Here is a 16,249-nt window from a genome sequence, read left to right as displayed (position 1 = left end):
GTGGATCGCCCTGCGCGCCGGGACTGCGCCCGGCCAGGCGTATCGGTGGCGAGCCTGCGGGCCTCGCGGGAGAAGACAGCAATCGGCATGCTGCACATGATACATAGGATACATTGGCCGACAATACCTTGGGCCGGCCGCCCGATCTCCGTCAGCCCTTTTCGCGCAGCACCAGCGTTGGAATTCCTGGACTTATGCAAGTCCTGAAACACCAGCCGCAATGCCGGCGTGGATCAGCCTGATCCCCGCTGCCCACTCGCCCCTGTCGGGGCTACGCCCGGACAGGGCATAGCCGTGCAGGTAGTCGACCACCACATCCCTGGCGAGCAGGTACTGCGCATCGGACAAGCCGAGATCTGCCACGGCCAGTTCGAACAGCGCGTCAAAACGCCGGCCGACATGGGCCGGCCCGACAGCGCCCCGCGCCATCAGGCGGACCAGCGCCGGCACCGGGCAAGCCAGCTTCAGGTACATCGAGCATACGGCGATCAGCTTCGACTGCGTATCGTCTCCGGCCGCGAACGGCAGCGTGGCGGAGTCGAGTGCCTCGAACGCATGCGCCACCACCGCATCCAGCAGCGCCGCTTTCGTCGGGAAATAGCGGTAGACCGCCATCGGGTCGACGCCCATCGCCTGCGCCAGGCCCCGCATCGAGAAGTCTTCGCCCGCCTGCTCGAGCAGCGCGGTGGCTGCCGTGAGGATGGCGTCGGCTTCCAGCTTTGGCGGGCGGCCTCGCCTGCGAACGGGAGCCGCTTGGGCTGTATTTTCAATGGTGCTCATGCTTATAATTCTACACCGTAGATTTAATAAGGGCACACCAATGCATCGTCCAATGGTCAGCGTTTTTCTTGCCGTCAGCCTCGATGGCTTCATCGCCGGTGAAGGCGGCGATCTGTCATGGCTTTCGCCGTATGCCTCGGATCCGCCGGAGGCTACCGGATACGCCGCCTTGATGCGCGAAACCGATGCGATGGTGATGGGCCGCAACACCTACGACGCGGTGCTGGGATTCGGGCCCTGGCCCTACGAGGGCAAGCGCGTGGTCGTACTGACTGGCCGCGAACTGCGCCCAAGGCACGGAGAGGAACGCGCCGATGTCCCGCTGCATGCGTTGCTGCGGGATCTGGGCAAAGCGGGACATCGCCATGTCTACCTGGACGGCGGTGCCGTGGTTCGGGATGGACTGCGGGCGGGGCTGGTCGATAGCCTGACCTTGTCGCGGGTGCCCGTCGTGCTGGGCAAAGGCATTGCGCTTTTTGACCAGGACCTGCCACGGGCCACATGGCGCATGCACAGCACCAGAAGCCTGCCCAGCGGGCTGGTGCAGACAAGATATCTTGCGAACCTTGCGAAAACGGGCGACGCGTAAGCGGCGCCTACCGTCCCGACGCCGCGCACGCACCCTCTCCGCCGCCACGCGCAGTCTTGCCGCTGCCAAGCAAAGCCAGCAGTCCGCACGCCAGCGAGCCGCGCCAGTGCAGGTAATCGTGCCCGCTGGCGGTCTCGGCGTAGCGCACCGGATAGCCCTTGGCCCGCAGCACATCGCGCAGATGGCGCGAGGTGGAAAGAATGCCGCCGGGCCCCCGCGCGCCCTCGAACAGGCCAGCCTCCAGATAGAAGCGCAGCGGCATCCTCGGGGCCGCCACATACTCGCGCGTCAGCCATTCCGGCTCGCGCGCCGGCGCGGATGCGCCCAACGGTGAGCCCGGCCCCGGCGCCCACCAGAACGATCCCGACTGGCTGAGCACATTGCCGAACAGTTCGGGATGGCGCAGCGCGGCGTAGGCCGAAGCCAGTCCGCCGAAACTCGACCCCGCCACCACAGTGCTGGCCGCCGGGGCGGACAGGCCCTGCCCGCGCGCCCACGGCATCAGTTCTTCGGCGAGGAAGCGGGCGAACATCGGGTTGGGCGGCAGTTCCGCGCTACGCGCCGCGGCACTCGGGTTGCCGACGATGATGGCCGCAGTGGGCGGGATACGCCCTTGCGCGATCAGGTTGTCGAGGATCACCGGCGTCGGCACCAGGCTCACGTAGGCATGCGCATCGAATACCAGCAGCAGCGCCTGGCCGGCGGCACCGGGGCGGTAGCCGGCGGGACGGTACAGGTAAACGTCGCGCGCATTGCCCAGCAACCGGCTCTCGAAGCGGTGCAGCGACAGCGTACCGGCGGGTACGCCCGGCCTTGCCTCCACCCACGGCTGCGGTGGCGCCTGCGGCAGTTCCAGTACCGACTTGGCCTGGAACGCATCGGCGCCAGCGGCCGGAAACACCCGGGCATTGAGCGGGTCGCGCTGCGCGGTGGCCAGGATGGCGCGGCGCAATTGCGCCGCGGGCGCGTCGAACTTCGGCACGTCGGGGGCCAGCTGGTAGCTCAGGCGCGTGCTGGTGGGCAGGCGGTAGGAGCGGAACCAGACGTCGCTGTCGCCCAGCCGCGCCAGTTCGTCATGATCGCCAGCCGGGCTGCCGAACAGGCGCACGCCGTGGCCGGCGCCGCGCCACAGGAAGGTCACCAGCACCGCTTTGCCGGCGCCGCCATCGCTGACCGCGCCCTCTTTGCCGGACCCGGCAAGCGGCTCGGACAACGGCTCGACCAGCGGCGTGCCGCGCTGGCTCATCTCCCGCCAGAACGCCGCGCTGCCACCACCGCTGGCAAGCGTCTCTGCCAATGCCCGCAACCGTGGGCTCTCGACCGCCGCTGCCGGCGCGTGCTGCGCCGGCAGCGGCACAATGGCGTCTACCGTGATCCGGTATGGCGTGCCGGCCTGGGCCGCAGGCTTGGTGTGGGGGATAGCCTCCTGGCCGTTAGTTGCATTCCTGCCAAGAAGCCCATCGCTGCCATCTTCCGGGGGACCTACCCGCAGCGTGTAGTCGCCATCGCGTGGTGCCACGAACATGAAGTCGCGGGTGGGCATGCCGGCGCCGGCCAGGCGCCGCAGGCGCCCGCCCTGGGCATCGAGCAGGTCCAGCGCCGCCGGCACCCCCTCGAAGCTGCCCTGTACCAGGTCGCCCTTTGCCAGCGCCAGCCGGTAGGCTGCCGGCATGCCGGGACGCCACAGTCCGCCGGCACTGCCGCCCTCGCCAAGCCGCACCCCTGCCGCGCCTTGCTGCCCCGCCGGCGCGATCTGCGTCTGCGGGGCCGGCGTTTCACCCTGCCCGCGCGCGCCGCCGCAGGCCATCCCAAGCAGCATCGCCGCCAGCACCAGCGCGCGTGGCGGCCGCCTGGATCCATCCCGATGCCGCATCTCGCTCTTCCTCATGACCGGCCCCTTCAGAAGTCGATGGTGGTAGAAAGCTTGAAGGTACCCGGCGCGTTCTGCGTGGCGAAGCCGTCGTTGAAGGTGCCGGTCCAGTAGCTGCGGTCGAGCAGGTTTTCCACGCTGGCGCGGAACACCACCTTGCGGCCCTGGACGCGCGTGGCATAGCGCGCGCCGACGTCATAGCGGGTCCAGCCCGGAATCCGCTGCGTATTGGCGGAATTGAGGTACTGCCAGCTGGTGCGCACCGCGCGGCCGGTCAGGGTCAGGCCCGGCACCCAGGGCGTATCCCATTCCAGCGCCACGCTGCCGGCCCAGCGCGGCGCGCCGAAGGCCGTGTTGCCGTCGAAAGCGCCGTTGGCGGTATGGGTCAGCAAGGCCTGGGTATAGGTCACGCCGCCCAGCAAGCGCACCTGCGGCGCGACCTGGCCGAACAGGTTCCATTCCACGCCGCGATTGCGCTGCTCGCCGTCGGCGTTGTAGGTATTGCTGGCGGTGTCCTTGAGCATGCTCGGCTTGCTGATCTGGAACACGCTCAGGGTGTTGGTGATCTCGCCCGCGTCCCATTTCACGCCGGCTTCCATCTGCTTGCTCTTGTAGGGAGCGAAGACCTCGCCGTAGTTGCGCGCGGTGACGTCGGTCACGCTGTCGCCCTGGCTCAGTCCCTCGATGTAGTTGGCATAGAGCGACACCTGCGCGCTCCACGGCTTGACCACGAGCCCCAGCGCCGGTGTCAGCGCGCTCTTGTCGTAGTCGGCGGTCTGCACGCCGGTGGTACCGCTGAAGGTCGTGGTCTGCACGCGCTGGGCACGCAGGCCGGCGGTGAGCAATACGCGGTCGCGCGCGAACGACAGCGTATCGGCCAGCGCGATGCTGGTCAGCGTAGTCTCGGCGGTCTTGGGCGCGGCGCCCGGCTGGCCCGCCAGGCGCGGCGTGGCGGGATTGTAGATATTGGAGGCGTAGCTGGCGCCGGTCTTGTTGACGGTGCCGCTCTCGATCTGCAGCGCGGTGGCGCTCAGCACCAGTTGATGCCCGACCGGGCCGGTGCGCGCCTGCGCCCGCAACCCGGCTTCGGCCGACAGCGTGTCGATGTAGCCGTTCTGGTGGTAGGTCATGCCCGTGTAGTTCCCGGCCGGCGAGACGTTGCCGGCGCGGGTGCCGTTGATGTAGCCCGAATAGCGATAGCTGCGCGCGCCGACGCCGGCATAGGCGGTGAACTGGTCGTTGAAATCGAATTCGCCGCGCACCACCGCCGCCTTGTTATCCAGCCGGCCATGGGTGCCGCGCAGCAGGTTGGTGCCGGTCTTGGGCGGACTGGGCACGGTGGTGCCGGAAAAGGACGCCATCCATGGGCTGCCGTTGCTGATGTCTTCCTCGTTGGCATAGGCGTCCAGCGACAGCTTCAGCCGCTCGCCGCGATAATCCAGCCCGAGCGCGCCCAGCAGGCGCTTCTTGCTCTGCCCGTCCAGTTCGCTGCGGCCGTCGCGGTAGGCACCGTTGAAACGCACGCCGAATTCATTGCGGCCGCCAAAGCGCCGCCCCACGTCAAGATGGCCGCCGAATTGCGAACTGGAGATGTAGTCGGCGGTGAACCGCGTCAGCGGCGCGTCGCCCGCCCGCTTGGGAACCAGGTTGACGACGCCGCCCACGGCGCCGTTCGGAGACATGCCTGAGAGCAAGGCGCTGGGGCCTTTGAGCACTTCCACCCGTTCGATGAACTCGGTGGGCGCATGGCCATTGGGCGACAACCCGTACATGCCATTGAGCGCCAGGTCGTCGGCGTTGACCGAGAAGCCACGGATGCTGTAATTCTCATAGATATGCCCGGCCGACGTGGTGAAACGCACCGAGGGATCGTTGACCAGGACATCGCCCACTGTGCCGGCCTGCTGATCCTCGATGGCCTGCGCGGTATAGCTGCTGATGTTGAAGGGTGTGTCCATCATGTCGGCATTGCCCAGCATGCCGAGCCTGGCGCCGCGCGCCACCTGGCCGCCCGCGTAGGATTCCGGCAGGGCTTCGGCGCGGTCGGCGGCGGCGCTCACGGTCACCTCCGGCAGCGCGGCCTCGGTGACGGCACCGGGCGGATGCGCGTCGGGCCGCAGCGTGTAGGCGCCGTTGACGCCGCGCACCGCCTGTAACCCGTGTGCCGCCAGCAGCCGCGCAAAGCCCTCCTGCAGCGTGAAACTGCCGCTCAGGCCGGCGCTGGTCTTGCCGCGCGTCAGCGCGGCGTCGGCCACCAGTTCCACGCCGGCGCGGCCGGCAAAGCGGTTCAGCACCTGGTCCAGCGTGCCAGGCGCGATCTCGTAGGCACGCCTGGCCTCGGCCGCATCGCGTACCGGCTCGGCTTCGGCGCGCAGCGGCATGGCGGCGCTGCCGAGGCCGAACGCCAGGGCAGCGACCCAGGCCGGCCCGATGGCGGCGGCCAGCGCGGTCAGGCGCGGAGCGGCGGCCGCCATCGGCGTGAACCCGGCCGCGCATGGCGGCTTAGGGCTGGAGCGGAGCGTGGAAGAGCGGGCGCCTGTCGGGCGCACTGTGGCCGGGGTACGGCTGCACGGCATAGCGGGATCCTTTTCGATGCCAAGGGTTTCGTGTCTGTTCTCCTGGTATTCCGAACGAGAATCCGAAACCCTCAATGCCGCGGCAAAAAAAAGGGAATTCGACGATATCCGGGGAAAGTCACGCCGATCTTGAGAAAGAAGCAGTGGTCATCGCGGAAGCGGCGGTCGGCATTGGACGGCCGCTCCCCGCCAGGACCGGGCATCCCGGCCTGCGCTAGAATCGGGTTCATTGATGCTGGCGCGCCGCTTTGGTAAAAAAATGACAAGTGTTCTTCATCTCGTCGGGCCCGGCGGCGCCGGGAAGACCTCTGTCGGTCCCGTCCTGGCTCAGCGGCTCGGCTGGCAGTTCGTCGACCTGGACGAGCGCTTCATGGCATTCGAAGGGAACATTGGCGCGTTCATAGCGACGCGGGGTTACGCGGCCTATGCAAGGCAGAACATCGCTGTTTACCGGGAGGTCAGGTCCTCGCTCGCAGCCCCCACCGTTCTGGCCCTTTCCTCGGGCTTTCTGACTTACCCCGAGGGCGTTGACCATGAATATCAGGCTCTCCGTTGCTCCATCGAATCCGATGCACTGACCTCCTTGCTGCTGCCCGCATTCGAGCTGGAGCCGTGTGTCGAGATCATCGTGCAGCGGCAGCTTTCGAGACCGTATCTACCTGGTGACAGGGCAAGCGAGGCGCGACGGATACGAGAGCGATTTCCGAAGTTCATGGCGTTGTCATGCGCCCGGTTTCGAAGCGATGCTGCGCCAGACAAGACCGCGTCTCAGATTGAGCGGTTTGTGCATGGACGTATCGTCCTCCGTAAGTAGGCGCAGTTGGCAAGGGCGGAATGCTAGCCAAGCAACAGCAAGGCATCAGCAAGCGAAAGCACCGTTGTGCGCGAATCGAACGCCGTTGAAAAAAGATGATCGTGCACGACCTGGTCCGGGTCGTAGCAGCAATCCTTGACCGTGAATAAACGGAAGTCCGCATCGCTCGCGTACGCGACCGACGACAGCACCACGCCGGTCGACGCGATGCCCACCATGAGCAGGGTATCGATACCCTGCGCGGAAAGCCGCAACTGCAGGTCGGTACCGAAGAACACGCTGGCACGATGCGCGATGATGAGCGGTTCAGTGGCCTGCTGGCCGAGTTCCGGCGAGATCCGGTCGTCGACGAAAAGACCAAGTTGCTTGATTCCCTGCCCGTTCCTGTTCAACGGACTGACTTCCGGATAGCCTGGGCTAAAGTGGATCTTGGCGAAATAGACGCTGACGCCCTTGGCCCGCGCAGCGTCGCACAGCTTGCGCGTATTGGAGAGCAAAGCGGGCGCGACCGATGGAAACAACGCCAGGATGTCGGTCTGATAATGCATGACCACCAGAGCGGTTTGCGCTGGAACAATTGCCGGAATCCGCATGGTCACACTGTGCGCGTCAGCGGCGTTTTCCATGCCCTGTTGATGGTCTGCTGAATCGGCGGGTCTACGTTCGACGGGTGGCGACATAAGGCTACGCGATAAAGAATGATGATCGACTCTACCATGACCAACCGGTTGACCGTTCCAGGTCGCCAGGCGACCTTCGTGTTCCCCGCGGATCGCCGAAGAACCAGCAACCGCCCGCGCGCACAGCCTGGGCACGCCCCCCTCCTGGCCTGCGCATCCACTGTCCTGAAACCGAAATGCGCAACGAGTTTCCAGGCTCCGGACACTAACTAGCGAGCCTGCACCGTAACCCAGTAACGGGTGCGGTAAACCAGCGCCACGGGCAGCCCCAGGGTCAGGTTGGCAAGTGCCCGGTCCGTGTCGGCCAGCGGGAACACCCCGCTCACACGCATCTCGGCCACCCCGGCATCGCAACGCAGTACGCCGGGCCGGTAGCGCGCCAGCTCGGCGAGCAGATCCGCCACCCGCATGCGCTCGGCCACCAGCATGCGGCGCGACCAGGCTGCCGTGTCTTCGTCGGCGGGCCGCGGGGGCAAGGCAGCGCCGGAGCGCAGTGCCGTCTGCTGGCCGGCATCGATGCGCACCTCGCGCGCGCCCGGCTGCGCCGGCTTGACCATGACCGTGCCTTCCAGCACGGCGATGCTGGAGGCGCCATCCTGCTGCCGTACCGTGAAGCGGGTGCCCAAAGCGCGTGCCGTGCCTTCCCGGGTCTGTACCAGGAATGGCCGGTACACCGGCGCCGGATCGGGCGCGGTGCTGACCAGGATCTCGCCGGCGCGCAGCACCACGCGGCGCTCGCCGTCGTCGTAGTCCACATCGATGGCGCTGGCGGTATTCAGCAGGATGCGGGTGCCGTCGGGCAGCATCACGTCGCGTAGTTCGCCCACGGCGCTGTGGTGGTCCGCCAGGGCCAGCTGCCAGGTCTCGGTCTCGCGCACCAGGCAGGCGCTGCCGCCGGCCAGGGCCAGCAGGCCGAGCAGGCCCAGCGCCTTGCGCCGCGTGGCCGGCGGCGCCGCGCCGCGCGGTGCCAGCAGCGTGCCGCGCGCCACTTCGCGCGGGACACCATGCAGCTTGTCGCCCACCGCCTGCAGGCGCAGCCAGGCGCGCTCGTGCTCGGGATTTGCGGCGCGCCAGGCGGCACAGGCGGCGGCATCGGCGCTGCTGGCCTGCTCGGACCACAGCCGTGCCAGCCATTGCGCGGCGCGCCGGACCACCTCGGGATCGACCGCGGCCGCGTCGTCGGCATCGGGCGGACGCTGTCCTGCCGCCGTCATGCCGGGACGCCGAACAGCGCGGCGTAGCAGGCCACCAGCGCGCTGGCGATGTATTTCTCCACCGACGACACCGATACGCCGAGTTGCTCCGCAATCTCGCGATAGCTCAGGCCCTCGAGCTTGCACAGCAGCAGCGCGCGGCGCGCCTTGGGCGCGAGGCGGTCGAGGATGGTATCGATCTCGATCAGGGCTTCCAGCAGCAGAGCCCGGGTTTCCGGCGACGGCGACAGGGTTTCGGGCAGGCCGGCGATGGTGGCCAGGTAGGCAGCCTCGATATGGCGCCGCCGGTAGAGGTCGATCACCAGGCCGTTGGCGATCTGCGTCAGATAGCGTCGCGACTGCTCGGGCCGCGGCGCGGCGCCGGCGGCCAGCACGCGCAGGTAGGTATCGTGCGCCAGGTCGGCGGCATCCATGGCGTTGCCCAGCTTCTTGCGCAGCCAGCCGCGCAGCCAGCCATGGTGATCGCTGTAAAGATGGTGGACTTCCTGGGTAAGGCTGGGATCGGCTGCGGACATGGTGGTTTGACGTCCGCGCGGACAGCGCCGGCTGGCGCCTTGCCTTGATAAATGCGGATGCGAATCATTCGTATTGGATTTTAAGCGATTGAAGCGGCACCTGGCAAGGGAATGCCGGATTGCGTGCCGCCCTGCCGTTGGCAACCCGGCGCCAGTCCGGGGCATAATCGTGAAACTGGTTTCACCGCAACCGACCCACTATGTCCCGTCCCGCGCCGCTGTCCCCGCCCACCCCGAAGCCTGCAGACAAGCTCACCATCCAGGATGTCGCCACCTATGCGGGCGTATCCAAGGCGACGGTGTCGCGCTACCTGAACCGGGGCGGCGAGCAGCTGTCCGCCGACGTGGAGGCGCGCGTCGCCAGGGCGGTCCGCGAACTGGGCTACAGCCCGAGCCCCATGGCGCAGGCGCTCAAGCGCGGCAAATCGCGCCTGATCGGGCTGGTGGTGGCGGATGTTTCCAACTCGTTCTCGGTAGCCGTGCTGCGCGGCGTGGAGAAGGCCTGCCGCGACGCGGGCTATATGGTGATGCTGTTCAACCTCGCCAATGACGAGCAACTGGAGCGCGAAGCCATTCGCGCCTTGTCGGCCTACCGGGTCGAAGGGTTCATCCTGCACACGCTGGGCCACGACGCCGGCGCCCTTGCCGACGCAGCGCAACTGGGCAAGCCCGTGGTGCTGGTAGACCGCAAGGTGGGCGACGCCGAGGTCGACCTGATCGCGCTCGACAACCGCTCCGCGGTGCAGTCCGCGGCCGGCCACCTGAGCGAAGCCGGGTACCGGCACCTGCTATTCATCTCCGAACCGCTGAAGGCGATCAGTTCCCGCAACGAACGGGCCAGCGCCTTCCAGGGTTTTATCGCCGAACATGCGGACTCGCTCAGCGGTGCTGTTTTCGAAGCCCGGGCCGGCGACAACGCCGCGCTGGACGAAGCCCTGCGCGCACTGCGCCGGCGCGCCGGCGATGCGCCGGCCGCGGTGCTGGCGGCCAATGCCGTGATCTCGCTGCGGATCGCCGCAGCCACGGCCAGGCTGGGGTGGCAGCTCGGCACCGACCTTGGCCTGATCGGTTTCGACGATCCGGAATGGGCCGCCCTGGTCGGCCCCGGCATCACCGCCATTTCCCAGCCGACCGACGATATCGGCCGGGTCGCCACCCATTGCCTGATCGAGCGCCTGCAAGGCGCGCAACTGCCGCCGCGCCAGGTCCTGCTGCCCGGCACCCTGGTCAGGCGCGGGTCCACCCGCCGCGCCTGAGCCATTCCCCTCGTTTCACGCAAGCCTTGCCGCTGGCGCAGCGGCAAGGTACTGACACGCGTATTCGAGCCGCGTCCCGGCTCCCCGCAAGCCGATTTCCTGCTGCCTAGGGTTTCCACTGGTGGAGTTCTGAAACCGGTTTCCTATAATCCTGAAACCGGTTTCAGAACCGCATTCGCCAGCCACCGTGCCGCCGGCGACACATCAATAACCCGTGCAGGAGACAAAGATGGATATCCAACGCTTATTGCGCCAGCTGGCCAAGCCCTTGTTCGCGCTGCTGGTCGTGGCCAGCGCCGCCGGCGCCCAGGCGCAGACCGTCGCCGAGATCGTCAAGAAGGGAAAAGTCACCATCGGCGTGGTGACCGGCGCGCCGCCCTTCGGCACCACCGACGCCAGCGGCAAGCCCGCCGGCTACGACGTGGATGTGGCCAACCTGCTGGGCAAGTACCTCGGCGTGCCGGTCGATATCGTGCCGCTCACCTCGCCCAGCCGCATTCCGGCGCTGGAAGCCGGCAAGGTCGACTTCCTGGTGGCGACCCTGGCGCCGACACCCGAGCGGGCCCGGGCCATCATGTTCAGCTCGCCCTACAGCGCCTTCGAGCTGACCATCTTCGCGCCGGCCGCGGCCAAGTACGCCAGGCTGGCTGATCTCGGCAAGAAGAAGGTCGGCGTGACGCGCGGCACCACGCAGGATTCCGCGCTGACCCGGCTGGCGGTGCCCGGCATGAATATCGTCCGCTTCGAAGACGACGCCACTTGCGCCCAGGCGCTGATCAGCAACCAGGTCGATGCCATCGCCCTGCCCAACACCACCGGCAACGAGATCATGAAAGCACGCGGCGCCGGCAAGTTCGACGCCAAGTTCGCCTTCTCGGTACAGCCCAATTCGATGGCCGTGCGCAAGGACGCTTTCGAACTGCGCCAGTGGCTGAACACCACCATCTCGTACGCCAGGCTCAATGGCGAGCTCGACGCCATCGCGCAGAAGTGGACCGGCAAGACGCTGCCCGCGCTGCCGGTGTTCTGAACCCCGCGCGCCAGCACCATCCGGCGCGCCAGGAGACACGCATGCACTACCAATTCGAATGGGCCCCGGTGTTGTCGCAGCTCGACCGCTTCGCCGAGGGTGCCGGGATGACGCTCGCGCTCAGCTTCGGCTCGATCCTGCTCGGGACGCTGGCCGGCACCGTCGGCGCCATCGCCGCCACCTATGGCGGTCCGTGGACCCGCCGCGCCGCCACGCTCTACGTCGAGGCGATCCGCAACACGCCGTTCCTGATCCAGCTCTTCATCATCTTCTTCGGCTTGCCGACCGTCGGCCTGCAGATCGATGCGCTCACCGCTGCGCTGATCGCCATGACCGTCAACCTGGGCGCCTACTCGACGGAGATCATCCGGGCCGGCCTGCAGGCGATCCACCGCTCGCAGCTGGAGGCTGCCGCCGCGCTGGGCATGACCCGCTGGCAGATGATCCGCCACGTGGCGCTGGTGCCCGCCTTCGAGAAGGTCTATCCGGCGCTGACCAGCCAGTTCACCCTGATGATGCTCACCTCGAGCGTGGTCTCGGCGATTTCGGTGGAAGAACTGACCGCAGTGGCGAACCAGGTGGATTCGCAGACCTTCCGCACCTTTGAAAGCTACATCCTGGTGATGTTCATCTACATCGGGCTGGCGTTGCTGCTGCGGGCCATGTTCGCCCTGCTCGGCAATGTCGTTTTCAGGCGCCGCCGCGCGGTGGCACGGGCAAGGAAGGCCGCACGCACGGCCAGCGTTGCGCCCCTGGCGCGCACGCCGCTGGCACCGGTCACCGCAGGGAGCGCCCGATGATCACCGAGTTCTCCTGGAACCATCTCGGGATTCTCCTGCTGGCGGCCCGCTGGACCTTGTGGGTGACCTTGCTGGCCTTCGCCGGCGGCACGCTGGCTGGCTTCCTGGTGGCACTCGCGCGTACCTCGCGCAGCCCCCTGCTGCGCCTGGCCAGCACGGTCTATATCCAGATCGTGCAGGGCACGCCGGTGCTGATCGTGCTGTTCCTCAGCTACTACGGCCTCTCCGTGCTCGGGCTCAAGCTGTCGCCGATGGTCGCCGCCATGCTGGCGATGTCGGTCTACGCCAGCGCCTACCTCGGTGAAATCTGGCGCGGCTGCATCGAGGCCGTACCGCAAGGCCAGTGGGAAGCCAGCGAGGCGCTCGCCATGACCCGCTGGCAGCAACTGCGCTTCGTGGTGCTGCCCCAGGCCGTGCGGCTGGCCCTGCCGCCGACGGTCGGCTTCTCGGTCCAGCTGGTCAAGAACACTTCGATCACCTCGATCATCGGCGTCATCGAACTGACCCGCGCCGGACAGTTGATCAACAACGCGACCTTCCAGCCCTTCGCGGTCTTCGTCGTCGTCGCGCTTATCTACTTCGCGCTCTGCTTCCCGCTCTCGTCGGCAGCCAGGCGCATGGAAAGGAGACTCCATGTCAACCGTTGAAGCCATTGTCGAAGCACGCGACGTGCATAAGTCGTATGGGCCCAACGCCGTGCTCAAGGGCGTGTCGTTCGCGATCGAACCGGGCCAGGTGGTCGCCATCATCGGCCGCAGCGGTTCGGGCAAAAGCACCATGCTGCGCTGCCTGAACGGCCTGGAGACGATCAACGCCGGCGACATCACCGTGGCCGGGCACAAGCTCGATCACAACAGGAAGCAATTGCTCGACCTGCGCCGCGACGTGGGCATGGTGTTCCAGAGCTACAACCTCTTTCCGCACCTGACCGTGGGCGAGAACATTGCACTGGCCCCGGCCATCGTGAGGAAGCTGCCCGCCGGCCAGATCCCGGGCATCGTCGACCGGGTGCTGGCCCAGGTCGGCCTGCTGGAGAAGAAGGACTGCTATCCGGAGCAGCTCTCCGGCGGCCAGCAGCAGCGGGTGGCGATCGCCCGCTCGCTGGCGATGGAACCCAAGGTCATGCTGTTCGACGAAGTGACCTCCGCGCTCGATCCGGAACTGACCGCCGAAGTGCTGCGCGTGATGGAGAACCTGGCGGCATCGGGCATGACCATGGTACTGGTCACGCACGAGATGGAGTTCGCGCGCCGCATGGCGCATACCACCATCTTCATGCACCAGGGCAAGGTGCACGAGGCGGGCCCGTCGAAGGCGCTGTTTGCGCAACCCCGCACACCCGAGCTGCGGCAATTCCTCAACGCGGGAGCACTGAAATGACCCAGGGACAATCCCTCCCCATGCCCCGGCCGGCGGTGCTGGTCTCGCTCGCCGCCTATGGCGCCGAACTGGCGCAGCGCGAAGGACAGGCCGCGCTGGCACGGATCGCGGCGGCGGCCGGTGCCGACGGTGTGGAGTACCGCGGCGAGCTGCAGCGCGGCCACCAGGACGAACTGGGCGAGCAGCGCGCCGTGGCCGCGCAACACGGGCTGGCGGTGGTGTGGTCGAGCCCGGAGGGGCTATGGAACGATGCCGGCAGCCTCGACGCCGGCGCGCTCGACCGCGCTTTCAGTGTCGCGCAGGCGCTCGGCGCCATGCGCGTCAAGATGTCGCTCGGCCGCTACCAGGCCGGCGCGGCGCTGGAACCGCTGCTGCCATGGCTGCGCCACGCCGGGATCGAACTGGTGGTGGAGAACGACCAGACCGGGCCGGCCGGCACCCTGCCACCGCTGCGCGATTTCTTTGCGCGTGCCGCCGCACTGGGGCACGCGATACCCATGACCTTCGACATGGGCAACTGGCACTGGAACGGCGAAGACCCGCTCGACGCCGCCCGGGTCCTGGCCGGCCAGGTCGGCTATGTGCACTGCAAAGGGGTACAGCGCACCTCGGCCAAGTGGATAGCCGTGCCGCTGGAAGCGTCGTCCGCCCCTTGGCGCAGCGTGCTGCGCAACCTGCCGGCCGGCGCTCCGCGCGCAATCGAGTTCCCGCTGCAGGGTGACGACCTGGTGCAGGTCACGCGAGGCCATCTCGACCTGCTGCGTTCGGTGGAGTTGCCCGCATGAGCACCGATCTCGACGTAGTGACGCTGGGCGAGGCCATGCTGATGCTGGTGGCGGGCGAAACCGGTCCGCTCGAGGACGTGCAGACCTTCCACAAGCGCACCGCCGGCGCCGAGACCAATGTCGCCATCGGCCTCGCGCGACTGGGCCTGAAGGTAGGCTGGGCCAGCCGCCTGGGCAGCGATTCGATGGCGCGCTACCTGCTTGGCGAGATGCAGCGCGAGGGCGTGGATTGCAGCCAGGTGGTATGCGAGCCCGGCCAGCGCACCGGCTTCCAGTTCAAGGGCCGCGTCGACGATGGCAGCGACCCGCCGGTCGAGTACCACCGCCGCGGCTCGGCGGCGAGCCGCATGGGCGCCGCGCACCTGGACGATGCGTGGTTGCGCCGCGCGCGGCACCTCCATGTCACCGGCGTGTTCCCGGCGCTGGCCGAAGGCACGCAGGCGGCCACGCGCAAGGCCATCGCCGCCATGCGTGGCGCCGGCCGCACGGTTTCCTTCGATCCCAACCTGAGGCCCACGCTGTGGGCCTCGCCCGAACTGATGCGCGCCACGCTGAACGACCTGGCGCGGCAATGCGACTGGATCCTGCCCGGCATCGAGGAAGGCCGGTTTCTCACCGGCCATGCCGAGCCGGAACGCATCGCCGCCTTCTATCGCGCGCGCGGCGCCCGCCTGGTGGTGGTCAAGCTCGGCGCCGACGGCGCCTATTTCGATGGCGAGGCGGGTTCCGGCCATATCCCGGCTTGCGGGGTCGAGCGCGTGGTCGACACCGTGGGCGCCGGCGACGGCTTTGCCGTGGGGGTGATCAGCGCGCTGCTGGAAGGACGGCCGGTGGCGGATGCGGTCCGGCGCGGCGCCTGGATCGGCGCCCGCGCGGTGCAGGTGCGGGGCGATACCGAGGGCCTGCCGACGCGCGGGCAACTGGAAACCGCCGGCATTGAATCGCCGGCAAGGCCGGCAAGAGGATGATCATGCGCAAGAATGTATTGGTGTTCCGCCCGCTTCCGCAGGACCTGCTGGCCAGCATCGAAGCACAGCACGAGGTGATCGTCGCCGACCCGCGCCAGCCCGGGCAGTTGCCGGCCTTCCGCGCGGCGCTGGCGGACGCGCACGGCCTGATCGGTTCCAGCTACAGGCTCGGCGCGGCCGAACTGGCCGGGGCCCGCCACCTGGAAGTGATCTCGAGCATCTCGGTCGGGATCGACAACTATGACCTTGCGTGGCTGCGCGAGCATGGCATTGCGCTCTGCCATACGCCCGGCGTGCTCACCGAGACCACCGCCGACACGGTATTCGCGCTCATCATGGCGGCCAGCCGCCGCCTGGCCGAACTGGCCGCCCATGTGCGGGAGGGCCGCTGGACCCGCAACATCGGCGAAAGCCTGTTCGGCTGGGACGTGCACGGCAAGACCCTGGCCATCCTCGGTTTCGGCCGCATCGGCCAGGCGGTCGCGCGCCGCGCGGCGCTGGGCTTCGGCATGCGGGTGCTGTACGTCAATGAAACCACGGTGGAGGTGCCCGAGCTTGCTGGCCGCGCTGCCCGGACTACGCTCGATGACGCATTGCAGCAAGCCGATATCGTCGCCGTTACCCTGCCGCTCACCGAGGGCACGCGCGGCCTGATGGGCCCGCGGGAGTTCGCGCTGATGAGGCCGGGCGCCATCTTCGTCAACGGCGCGCGCGGCCAGATCGTGCAGGAAGCCGCCCTGCTCGCGGCGCTCGACAGCGGGCACTTGCGTGCGGCCGGACTCGATGTGTTCGCCACCGAGCCGCTGCCGCAGGATTCCCCCTTGCGCCGCCACCCGCTGGTGACGGCGCTGCCGCATATCGGATCGGCCACGCACGAGACCCGGCGCGCCATGGCCGAGCTGGCCACCCGCAACCTGCTGGACGCACTGGCCGGACGGCGCCCCGCCGCGTGCTTCGACCTGGCTGCTGCAGCGGCCTGAGCCGCCACACAA

At 68.0% G+C, this 16,249-nt stretch carries 16 protein-coding genes; 10 read left to right on the top strand and 6 right to left on the bottom strand.

The genetic code is table 11. The features are described from left to right. Positions 1-192: 192 nt before the first annotated feature. Positions 193-780: a TetR/AcrR family transcriptional regulator gene (locus tag AC3FOF_RS15100; RefSeq protein WP_488727048.1), complete on the bottom strand. Its 588-nt coding sequence runs from the start codon at positions 778-780 to the stop codon at positions 193-195. On the opposite strand from AC3FOF_RS15100, the gene AC3FOF_RS15095 reads away from it, so the two are divergent. Next, positions 770-1,369, top strand: a complete 600-nt coding sequence (locus AC3FOF_RS15095; RefSeq protein ID WP_488727047.1) for a dihydrofolate reductase family protein — start codon at positions 770-772, stop codon at positions 1,367-1,369. The two genes, AC3FOF_RS15100 and AC3FOF_RS15095, sit on opposite strands and share 11 nt — an antisense overlap. Positions 1,370-1,376: 7 nt before the next feature. Here the strand turns inward: AC3FOF_RS15095 and AC3FOF_RS15090 are convergent, their stop codons facing one another. Continuing rightward, the gene (locus tag AC3FOF_RS15090) at positions 1,377-3,257 is read right to left on the bottom strand and encodes an enterochelin esterase domain-containing protein (protein ID WP_488727046.1); all 1,881 of its coding nucleotides are present in this window, start codon (positions 3,255-3,257) and stop codon (positions 1,377-1,379) included. A gap of 11 nt (positions 3,258-3,268) precedes the next feature. Further along, positions 3,269-5,713 (bottom strand): TonB-dependent siderophore receptor, encoded by a 2,445-nt coding sequence (locus AC3FOF_RS15085; RefSeq protein WP_488727045.1) that lies wholly within the window; start codon positions 5,711-5,713, stop codon positions 3,269-3,271. Positions 5,714-6,047: 334 nt separating this feature from the next. Between AC3FOF_RS15085 and AC3FOF_RS15080 the strand changes: the two genes are divergently transcribed. After that, positions 6,048-6,629: a shikimate kinase gene (locus AC3FOF_RS15080; protein WP_488727044.1), complete on the top strand. Its 582-nt coding sequence runs from the start codon at positions 6,048-6,050 to the stop codon at positions 6,627-6,629. A 23-nt stretch (positions 6,630-6,652) separates the two neighbouring features. On the opposite strand, the gene AC3FOF_RS15075 is transcribed toward AC3FOF_RS15080, so the two are convergent. From AC3FOF_RS15075 to AC3FOF_RS15065, 3 genes are all read right to left on the bottom strand, one after another. Next, positions 6,653-7,255, bottom strand: a complete 603-nt coding sequence (locus tag AC3FOF_RS15075; protein ID WP_488727043.1) for a cysteine hydrolase family protein — start codon at positions 7,253-7,255, stop codon at positions 6,653-6,655. A gap of 263 nt (positions 7,256-7,518) precedes the next feature. Then, entirely contained in the window at positions 7,519-8,523 is a 1,005-nt protein-coding gene (locus AC3FOF_RS15070; RefSeq protein WP_488727042.1) for a FecR domain-containing protein, read from the bottom strand. Beyond that, positions 8,520-9,038: a sigma-70 family RNA polymerase sigma factor gene (locus AC3FOF_RS15065; protein ID WP_276264506.1), complete on the bottom strand. Its 519-nt coding sequence runs from the start codon at positions 9,036-9,038 to the stop codon at positions 8,520-8,522. Before AC3FOF_RS15065 ends, AC3FOF_RS15070 begins: the two co-directional genes overlap by 4 nt. Positions 9,039-9,238: 200 nt before the next feature. Here AC3FOF_RS15065 and AC3FOF_RS15060 point away from each other — a divergent pair, with 200 nt between their 5' ends. The 8 genes from AC3FOF_RS15060 to AC3FOF_RS15025 all read left to right on the top strand — a co-directional run bounded on the left by AC3FOF_RS15060 (position 9,239) and on the right by AC3FOF_RS15025 (position 16,237). After that, positions 9,239-10,294: a LacI family DNA-binding transcriptional regulator gene (locus AC3FOF_RS15060; protein WP_488727041.1), complete on the top strand. Its 1,056-nt coding sequence runs from the start codon at positions 9,239-9,241 to the stop codon at positions 10,292-10,294. Positions 10,295-10,523: 229 nt separating this feature from the next. Next, positions 10,524-11,324: a transporter substrate-binding domain-containing protein gene (locus tag AC3FOF_RS15055; RefSeq protein ID WP_488727040.1), complete on the top strand. Its 801-nt coding sequence runs from the start codon at positions 10,524-10,526 to the stop codon at positions 11,322-11,324. A 41-nt stretch (positions 11,325-11,365) separates the two neighbouring features. Further along, positions 11,366-12,124 (top strand): amino acid ABC transporter permease, encoded by a 759-nt coding sequence (locus AC3FOF_RS15050; protein WP_017225136.1) that lies wholly within the window; start codon positions 11,366-11,368, stop codon positions 12,122-12,124. Beyond that, positions 12,121-12,771, top strand: a complete 651-nt coding sequence (locus tag AC3FOF_RS15045; RefSeq protein ID WP_017225137.1) for an amino acid ABC transporter permease — start codon at positions 12,121-12,123, stop codon at positions 12,769-12,771. Before AC3FOF_RS15050 ends, AC3FOF_RS15045 begins: the two co-directional genes overlap by 4 nt. Next, the gene (locus AC3FOF_RS15040) at positions 12,758-13,504 is read left to right on the top strand and encodes an amino acid ABC transporter ATP-binding protein (RefSeq protein ID WP_276264511.1); all 747 of its coding nucleotides are present in this window, start codon (positions 12,758-12,760) and stop codon (positions 13,502-13,504) included. The genes AC3FOF_RS15045 and AC3FOF_RS15040 overlap by 14 nt, the downstream gene beginning before the upstream one ends. Further along, on the top strand, positions 13,501-14,289 hold the full coding sequence (locus AC3FOF_RS15035; RefSeq protein ID WP_488727039.1) for a sugar phosphate isomerase/epimerase family protein: 789 nt from the start codon (positions 13,501-13,503) through the stop codon (positions 14,287-14,289). The genes AC3FOF_RS15040 and AC3FOF_RS15035 overlap by 4 nt, the downstream gene beginning before the upstream one ends. Continuing rightward, a complete protein-coding gene (locus AC3FOF_RS15030) occupies positions 14,286-15,257 on the top strand; it encodes a sugar kinase (RefSeq protein WP_488727038.1) in 972 nt (323 codons plus the stop codon). Before AC3FOF_RS15035 ends, AC3FOF_RS15030 begins: the two co-directional genes overlap by 4 nt. Positions 15,258-15,259: 2 nt before the next feature. Continuing rightward, a complete protein-coding gene (locus AC3FOF_RS15025) occupies positions 15,260-16,237 on the top strand; it encodes a 2-hydroxyacid dehydrogenase (RefSeq protein WP_488727037.1) in 978 nt (325 codons plus the stop codon). Positions 16,238-16,249 lie beyond the last annotated feature (12 nt).

The sequence above is a fragment of the Cupriavidus sp. 96C5-1 genome, assembly GCF_057798855.1.
The sequence above is the reverse complement of the archived record's forward strand: the minus strand, read 5'-3'. Positions and strand labels throughout refer to the sequence as shown.

What these genes read in the sequence shown, in the direction of transcription:
- AC3FOF_RS15095 (WP_488727047.1), top strand. Translation starts at nt 770, where the DNA reads ATGGTGCTCATGCTTATAATTCTACACCGTAGATTTAATAAGGGCACA.
- AC3FOF_RS15100 (WP_488727048.1), bottom strand. Translation starts at nt 780, where the DNA reads ATGAGCACCATTGAAAATACAGCCCAAGCGGCTCCCGTTCGCAGGCGA.
- AC3FOF_RS15090 (WP_488727046.1), bottom strand. Translation starts at nt 3,257, where the DNA reads ATGAGGAAGAGCGAGATGCGGCATCGGGATGGATCCAGGCGGCCGCCA.
- AC3FOF_RS15085 (WP_488727045.1), bottom strand. Translation starts at nt 5,713, where the DNA reads ATGGCGGCCGCCGCTCCGCGCCTGACCGCGCTGGCCGCCGCCATCGGG.
- AC3FOF_RS15080 (WP_488727044.1), top strand. Translation starts at nt 6,048, where the DNA reads ATGCTGGCGCGCCGCTTTGGTAAAAAAATGACAAGTGTTCTTCATCTC.
- AC3FOF_RS15075 (WP_488727043.1), bottom strand. Translation starts at nt 7,255, where the DNA reads ATGGAAAACGCCGCTGACGCGCACAGTGTGACCATGCGGATTCCGGCA.
- AC3FOF_RS15070 (WP_488727042.1), bottom strand. Translation starts at nt 8,523, where the DNA reads ATGACGGCGGCAGGACAGCGTCCGCCCGATGCCGACGACGCGGCCGCG.
- AC3FOF_RS15065 (WP_276264506.1), bottom strand. Translation starts at nt 9,038, where the DNA reads ATGTCCGCAGCCGATCCCAGCCTTACCCAGGAAGTCCACCATCTTTAC.
- AC3FOF_RS15060 (WP_488727041.1), top strand. Translation starts at nt 9,239, where the DNA reads ATGTCCCGTCCCGCGCCGCTGTCCCCGCCCACCCCGAAGCCTGCAGAC.
- AC3FOF_RS15055 (WP_488727040.1), top strand. Translation starts at nt 10,524, where the DNA reads ATGGATATCCAACGCTTATTGCGCCAGCTGGCCAAGCCCTTGTTCGCG.
- AC3FOF_RS15050 (WP_017225136.1), top strand. Translation starts at nt 11,366, where the DNA reads ATGCACTACCAATTCGAATGGGCCCCGGTGTTGTCGCAGCTCGACCGC.
- AC3FOF_RS15045 (WP_017225137.1), top strand. Translation starts at nt 12,121, where the DNA reads ATGATCACCGAGTTCTCCTGGAACCATCTCGGGATTCTCCTGCTGGCG.
- AC3FOF_RS15040 (WP_276264511.1), top strand. Translation starts at nt 12,758, where the DNA reads ATGTCAACCGTTGAAGCCATTGTCGAAGCACGCGACGTGCATAAGTCG.
- AC3FOF_RS15035 (WP_488727039.1), top strand. Translation starts at nt 13,501, where the DNA reads ATGACCCAGGGACAATCCCTCCCCATGCCCCGGCCGGCGGTGCTGGTC.
- AC3FOF_RS15030 (WP_488727038.1), top strand. Translation starts at nt 14,286, where the DNA reads ATGAGCACCGATCTCGACGTAGTGACGCTGGGCGAGGCCATGCTGATG.
- AC3FOF_RS15025 (WP_488727037.1), top strand. Translation starts at nt 15,260, where the DNA reads ATGCGCAAGAATGTATTGGTGTTCCGCCCGCTTCCGCAGGACCTGCTG.